Genomic DNA, 6,545 nt, shown 5'->3' on the forward strand with positions numbered 1-6,545 from the left:
GGCAGTTTCGTTGGGGAAAATTCGCAATGGATATCGGCTACTTCCTGAAGCTGATGACCGAAAAGAACGCTTCGGACATGTTCTTGACCACCGGTGCGCCGGTCTACATCAAGATCGAGGGCAAGCTGTACCCGCTCGGCAACACCGGGCTGCCGCCGGGCATGGTCAAGAAAATCGCCTATTCGCTGATGGACGAGGGCCAGGTGCCCCAGTTCGAGCGCGAGCTGGAACTCAACATGGCCATCGCCCTGGCCGATGCCGGGCGCTTCCGTGTCAATGTGTTCAAGCAGCGGGGCGAGGTCGGCATGGTCATCCGCGCCATCCGCAGCCGGATTCCGAGCATCGAAGAGCTCAACCTGCCGCAGGTGCTGAAGGACGTCATCATGACCCCGCGTGGGCTGGTGCTGGTGGTGGGGTCCACCGGCTCGGGCAAGTCCACTTCGCTGGCGTCGATGATCGACCACCGCAACAGTACGACCACCGGGCACATCCTCACCATCGAGGACCCGATCGAATACCTGCACAAGCACAAGATGTCGATCGTCAACCAGCGCGAGGTCGGCCTGGATACCCATGCCTTCCACAACGCGCTGAAGAACGCGATGCGTGAAGCGCCGGACGTGATCCTGATCGGCGAGATCCTGGATGCCGAGACGATGGAGGCGGCCATCGCCTTCGCCGAGACCGGCCACCTGTGCCTGGCCACCCTGCACTCCAACAATGCCGACCAGACCATCGAGCGCATCCTCAACTTCTTCCCGGAAAGCGCGCACAAGAACGTGCTGATGAACCTGGCGCTGAACCTGCGTGCGGTAATCAGCCAGCGCCTGGTGAAGAACAAGGAGGGCCGTCGCCTGCCGGCCACCGAGGTGCTGATCAACACGCCGATGATCCGCGACCTGCTGCGCCGCGGCCAGGTGCACGAGATCAAGGCGGCGATGGAGTCGTCGCTGGAGGAAGGCATGGAAAGCTTCGACCAGTGCCTGTTCCGCCTGGCCAAGGCCGGGGTGATCGAGCAGGAGGAAGCGCTGCGCGCGGCCGACTCGCGCGACGGTCTGGCCCTGAAGTTCCGCCTGTCCGAAGGTGGCAGCGGCGAGCACGATCCGTACGCGGATTTCTCCTCGCCCACCCAGACCAGCATCACCCACGGCTTCTGAGCCGCACCGACGCCGGGCATGGCCCGGCGCTACCGGAACCGCCGGGCGCCGCCCGTTTCCCCGGATAATGCCGGGCCACGCCCGTTCCCCCGGATAATGCCGGGCCATGCCCGTTCCCCAAGGTAGCGCCGGGCCGTGCCCGGCGTGAACCTGAAGCGTTAAGCGGCCGTCTCATCCAATGAGACCGCCTGTCCGTAGGTTTCCTCAATGGAAACCATCCGCAAGCTGGCCATCCTCGCCGACGCCGCCAAATACGACGCCTCCTGCGCCTCCAGCGGCGCGGGCAAGCGCGACTCGCGCGCCAGCGGCGGCATCGGCAGCACCGAAGGCATGGGCATCTGCCACAGCTACACGCCGGATGGCCGCTGCGTGTCGCTGCTGAAGATCCTGCTGACCAACTTCTGCGTCTACGACTGCGCCTACTGCGTGAACCGCGTGTCCAGCAACGTGCCGCGGGCGCGTTTCAGCGTGGACGAAGTGGTCGCGCTGACCCTGGACTTCTACAAGCGCAACTACATCGAGGGGCTGTTCCTTTCCAGTGGCATCATCCGCACTGCCGACTACACCATGGAACAGATGGTGGAAGTGGCGCGGCAGCTGCGCGAGGAACACCGTTACGCCGGCTACATCCACCTCAAGACCATTCCCGAGGCGTCGCCCGAGCTGCTGGCCAGCGCCGGTCGCTACGCCGACCGCCTGTCGATCAACGTCGAACTGCCGACCGAGGCCGGGCTGAGTGCGCTGGCGCCGGAAAAGACTGTGCACTCGATCCGCGGCGCGATGGGCGAACTGCGCTGGCGCATCGAGGAAGCCAAGGAAGCACGCAAGGCGCCGGCCGTGGTCGCGCCAACGGCCACCCGTAGCGCACGCCCTCGCCCGCCGCGCTTCGCCCCGGCCGGGCAGAGCACGCAGATGATCGTCGGCGCCGACGGGGCCAATGACCAGCAGATCCTGGCCAGTGCCGACGCACTGTACGGCAACTACCGCATGCGCCGGGTGTACTACTCGGCCTTCAGCCCCATTCCCGATGCCAGCCGTCAGCTGCCGCTGCAGCCGCCCCCGCTGCAGCGCGAGCATCGCCTGTACCAGGCCGACTGGCTGCTGCGCTTCTACGGTTACGGCGTTGAGGAAATCACCGATACCACCCAGGACGGCATGCTGGACCTGGACATCGACCCGAAGATGGCCTGGGCGATCCGCCACCCCGAGCGCTTCCCGGTCGATCTGAACCGCGCGCCGAAGGAGCTGCTGCTGCGCGTGCCCGGGCTCGGCGTGCGCAATGTGAAGCGGGTGCTGATGGCGCGCCGGCATGGCCGCCTGCGGGTAGCCGACGTGGCCCGGTTGAAGGCCCCGATGAGCAAGCTGCTGCCGTTCGTGCTGCTGGCCGACCACCACCCGCGCAAGGCGCTGGATGATCCGGCGGCGTTGCGCGCGCAGCTGGCCCCGCCGCCACGACAGGGCTCTCTGTTTGATGCCCCACCCGCCGCCTGACGCGCAGCGCTGGTCGCTGCGGGTGGACCCGCCGTGGTCCCTGGACGCCTGGCGCGATGCCGCCCGCGAGGCGCTGGTACGTGGCGTGGCACCGGCGCAGCTGGACTGGCTGGAAGGCAGCGACGCCTCGCTGCTGGATGCGCCATCGGTGCAGGGGGCTCCCCTGCCCGCCGACGCCAGCGCGCCCAGCGTGCCGCGCGATTTCATGGAGCTGGCCGCAACCTGCCTGTGCCATCGCGATCCGCAGCGCCTGGCCCTGCTGTACCGGCTGCTGTGGCGCATCGCCCACGGCGAGCGCAGCGTGCTGTCCAACCCGGCCGATGCGGACGTGCTGCGGGCGATGGCACTGGCCCAGGCGGTGCGCCGCGACACCCACAAGATGAAAGCCTTCGTGCGCTTCCGCGAAGTGCCCGGGCAGACCGATGCCTTCATCGCATGGTTCGAGCCGGACCATCACATCGTCGAGCGCGTCGCGCCATTCTTCGCGCGCCGCTTCGCCGGCATGCGCTGGGCCATCCTCACCCCCGGCCGCAGCGTGTACTGGGATGGCGAGGCGCTGGCCTTCGGGCCCGGCGCCCGTCGCGAAGATGCCCCGGCCGAGGATGCGCGCGAATCGCTGTGGCAGACCTACTACGCCAGCATCTTCAATCCCGCCCGCTTGAACACCCGGATGATGCTGCAGGAGATGCCGGCGCGGTACTGGCGCCACCTGCCCGAAGCGCAGCTGCTGCCGGGGCTGGTGCGCGATGCGGCCGACCGCGTGCAGGAAATGCACGACCGTCCCGCGCAGGCCCCGCAGCGGAAGATTCCGCAGCGACCGGCGGTGCTGCCATCACCGGGATCAAGCGCGGACAGCCTCGATGCGCTGCGTGCCCAAGCCGCCGGCTGCAGGCAGTGCCCGCTGTGGGAACCGGCCACCCAGGTGGTGTTCGGGCAAGGGCCGGCCGATGCACGGGTAATGGTGATCGGCGAACAACCCGGCGATACCGAGGATCTCTGCGGCCGCCCATTCGCAGGTCCAGCAGGCCAGCTGCTGGACCGGGCCCTGGCCGAACTCGGCATCGACCGCGCCACGCTGTACCTGACCAACGCGGTGAAGCACTTCCACCACGAGCGGCGCGGCAAGGTGCGCCTGCACAAGCGCCCCGAGAGCCGGCACGTGCGGGCCTGCCAGCCGTGGCTGCTGGGCGAGATCGCGCGGGTGCGGCCGCAGGTGATCGTCTGCCTGGGCGCCACCGCCGCTTCCTCGGTGTTCGGCGCGGGCTTCCAGCTGTCACGCGACCGCGGACGCTGGCACACGCTGGAAGACGGCACCCGTGGCTATGCCACCGTGCACCCGGCGTGGGTGCTGCGGCAAGGCGACGACGCCCGGCGTGAGGAGGCCTACCGGCTGTTCCGCGATGACCTGGCCCGTTTGCGGGCGGACGACGCGGAATCCGCCGGGCGTGGCCCAGCGCTACAACCGACGCCCGACCGGTAGCGCCGCGCCATGCCCGGCGAGCGAAGCGGCGTGTCAGGCGGCGTCGGGCTGGTTTTCCGGGCGCGCGCGGTCGAAGGCGTCGAGCGCCTGGCAGGCCGCTTCGATGCGGCGCAGGGTCGGGTATGGCGCCAGGTCCAGGCCGAAGCGGTGCGCGTTGTACAGCTGCGGCAGCAGGCAGATGTCGGCCAGACCGGGGCGGTCGCCGTGGCAGAACACGCCGGTATCCGCACTGCCCGCGAGCATCGCTTCCATTGCCGCGAAGCCGTCGGCCATCCAGTGCAGGGTCCACTGTGTGCGCGCGTCGGACGGTGCTTCCAGGCGACGCTCGAGGTACTGCATCACCCGCAGGTTGTTGATCGGATGGATGTCGCAGGCCACCAGCTGGGCCAGTGACCGCACCCGCGCGCGGCCGACCGCATCGGCCGGCAGCAGCGGAACCTGCGGATAGCGCTCATCGAGGTATTCGAGGATCGCCAGCGACTGGGTAAACGTGTGCCCGTCATGCAGCAGGGTGGGCACCAGCTGCTGCGGGTTGAGCGCGGCATAGGCGTCGGCATGCTGCTCGCCACCTTCGCGCACAAGGTGCACCGGCCGGCCCTCCCAGGCCAGGCCCTTCAGCTGCAGGCCGATGCGCACGCGGTAGGCGGCGCTGGATCGCCAGTAGGTGAACAGCACGAGGCCGTCGTCGACCGGGCCGTCGTCAACCAGGATGTCCATCGCCGCCTCCACGCTCAGGGCCTGGCCGCCTGCTCGATGCGCTGTTCGATCGCACCGAAGATGCTGTTGCCGGCGGCGTCGAGCATCTCGATGCGCACCACGTCGCCGAAGGACATGAACGGCGTGCTCGGCTTGCCGTCGCGCAGGGTTTCCACCACGCGCTGTTCGGCGAAGCAGGAGGCGCCCTTGCTGGTGTCCTCGTTGGCGATGGTGCCCGAGCCGACGATGGTGCCGGCGCCCAGCGGACGGGTCTTGGCCGCATGCGCGACCAGCTGGGCGAAGTTGAACTGCATGTCCACGCCGGCTTCCGGCGCACCGAACCACTTCCCGTTGACGTGGGTCAGCAGCGGCAGGTGCACCTTGCTGTCCTGCCAGGCCGTGCCCAGCTCATCGGGGGTGACGAACACCGGCGACAGCGCCGAGCGCGGCTTGGACTGCAGGAAGCCGAAGCCCTTGGCCAGTTCGCCCGGGATCAGGTTGCGCAGCGACACATCGTTGACCAGGCCGACCAGCTGGATGTGGCCGGCAGCCTGTTCCGGGGTGGCGGCCATCGGCACGTCATCAGTGATGACCACGATCTCGGCTTCCAGATCGATGCCGTACTCCTCGCTGACCACCTTGACCGCGTCGCGCGGGCCATGGAAGCCGGCGCTGGTGGCCTGGTACATCAGCGGGTCGGTGTAGAAGCTTTCCGGCACCTCGGCGCCACGGGCGCGGCGCACGCGCTCGACGTGCGGCAGGTAGGCGCTGCCATCGACGAATTCATAGGCGCGCGGCATCGGCGCGGCCAGGGCCTGCGGGTCGAGGTCGAACACGCCATCGGCGTCGCCGGCGTTCAGTGATTCGTACAGGGCGTTCAGGCGCGGGGCGATGTGGCTCCAGTCTTCCAGGGCCTGCTGCAGGGTGGCGGCAATGCCGGTGGCGCGGACGCCGAGGCGCAGGTCACGCGAGACGACGATCAGGGTGCCGTCGCGGCCGCCTTCCTTCAAAGAACCAAGCTTCATGGGTGGGTGTCCGGAGTCGTGGGCAAACAAGTTTCAAGTGTAATCAAATGCGCGGGTTAGCCAAGCTGCAGCGCGGCATCCGCTCCACCCTACCGTAGTGGGGGGGGTTCGGCAGGGCTTGTAGCCCTGCACCTGCTTCAAGCCACGTCTGCGTCAAAAGCCAGAGCAGGATTCCGTGGGATGGCGGGGCACTGTGGGTTCGCGGGGACGCCGTGAACCCACAGTGCCCCGCCTTCGACAGGTTCACGCGGCTGTTGGCAACAGCTGCTGTTGGTGGGTGCCGACCGTTGGTCGGCACATCTGTCAGATATCGAATGAATCATCCACGCATGGCGTGGATCTACTGAGTCGCGCGGCTGTTGGTAGGTGTCGACCTTGGTCGACACGTTTTTTCTGTCAGATGTCGAATCAATTCATTCGTGCCGACCAACGGTCGGCACCCACCAACAGCAGCTGTTGCCAACAGCCGCGTGAACCTGTCGAAGGCGGGGGACTGTTGGTTTAACGCGTGCCCCCGAACCCACACTTCCCCGCCAACCCACCCAATACTGCTCTTGGTTTTTAAGCAGAACTGGGTTTAAACACGTGGAGGGCTACAAACCCTTCCCAAACCCCCCCAAAAAGGTATGGTGGAGGGGATTGCGCCCTTCAGCTTTGGTAAAACCCGCATTTTATTAAAAATTAAAAATTTTTTGC

General features: G+C 67.3%; 5 protein-coding genes. 3 read left to right on the forward strand and 2 right to left on the reverse strand.

The genetic code is table 11. From position 1 onward, the window contains the following. Window positions 1-26 precede the first annotated feature (26 nt). The 3 genes from WDC87_RS14985 to WDC87_RS14995 all read left to right on the forward strand — a co-directional run bounded on the left by WDC87_RS14985 (window position 27) and on the right by WDC87_RS14995 (window position 4,128). Window positions 27-1,157, forward strand: a complete 1,131-nt coding sequence (locus WDC87_RS14985) for a PilT/PilU family type 4a pilus ATPase (protein ID WP_108767636.1) — start codon at window positions 27-29, stop codon at window positions 1,155-1,157. Window positions 1,158-1,364: 207 nt separating this feature from the next. Beyond that, on the forward strand, window positions 1,365-2,648 hold the full coding sequence (locus WDC87_RS14990) for a putative DNA modification/repair radical SAM protein (protein ID WP_164082353.1): 1,284 nt from the start codon (window positions 1,365-1,367) through the stop codon (window positions 2,646-2,648). Next, window positions 2,629-4,128: a UdgX family uracil-DNA binding protein gene (locus tag WDC87_RS14995; RefSeq protein ID WP_164082354.1), complete on the forward strand. Its 1,500-nt coding sequence runs from the start codon at window positions 2,629-2,631 to the stop codon at window positions 4,126-4,128. Before WDC87_RS14990 ends, WDC87_RS14995 begins: the two co-directional genes overlap by 20 nt. A gap of 33 nt (window positions 4,129-4,161) precedes the next feature. On the opposite strand, the gene maiA is transcribed toward WDC87_RS14995, so the two are convergent. Further along, a complete protein-coding gene (maiA, locus tag WDC87_RS15000) occupies window positions 4,162-4,845 on the reverse strand; it encodes a maleylacetoacetate isomerase (RefSeq protein ID WP_164082355.1) in 684 nt (227 codons plus the stop codon). 14 nt (window positions 4,846-4,859) lie between these two features. Beyond that, complete coding sequence (locus WDC87_RS15005) at window positions 4,860-5,849, reverse strand: fumarylacetoacetate hydrolase family protein (protein ID WP_164082356.1); 990 nt, start codon at window positions 5,847-5,849, stop codon at window positions 4,860-4,862. Window positions 5,850-6,545 lie beyond the last annotated feature (696 nt).

Origin of the sequence: Stenotrophomonas maltophilia group sp. Smal12 (genome assembly GCF_037079935.1) — a bacterium.
GTDB lineage: Bacteria > Pseudomonadota > Gammaproteobacteria > Xanthomonadales > Xanthomonadaceae > Stenotrophomonas > Stenotrophomonas sepilia.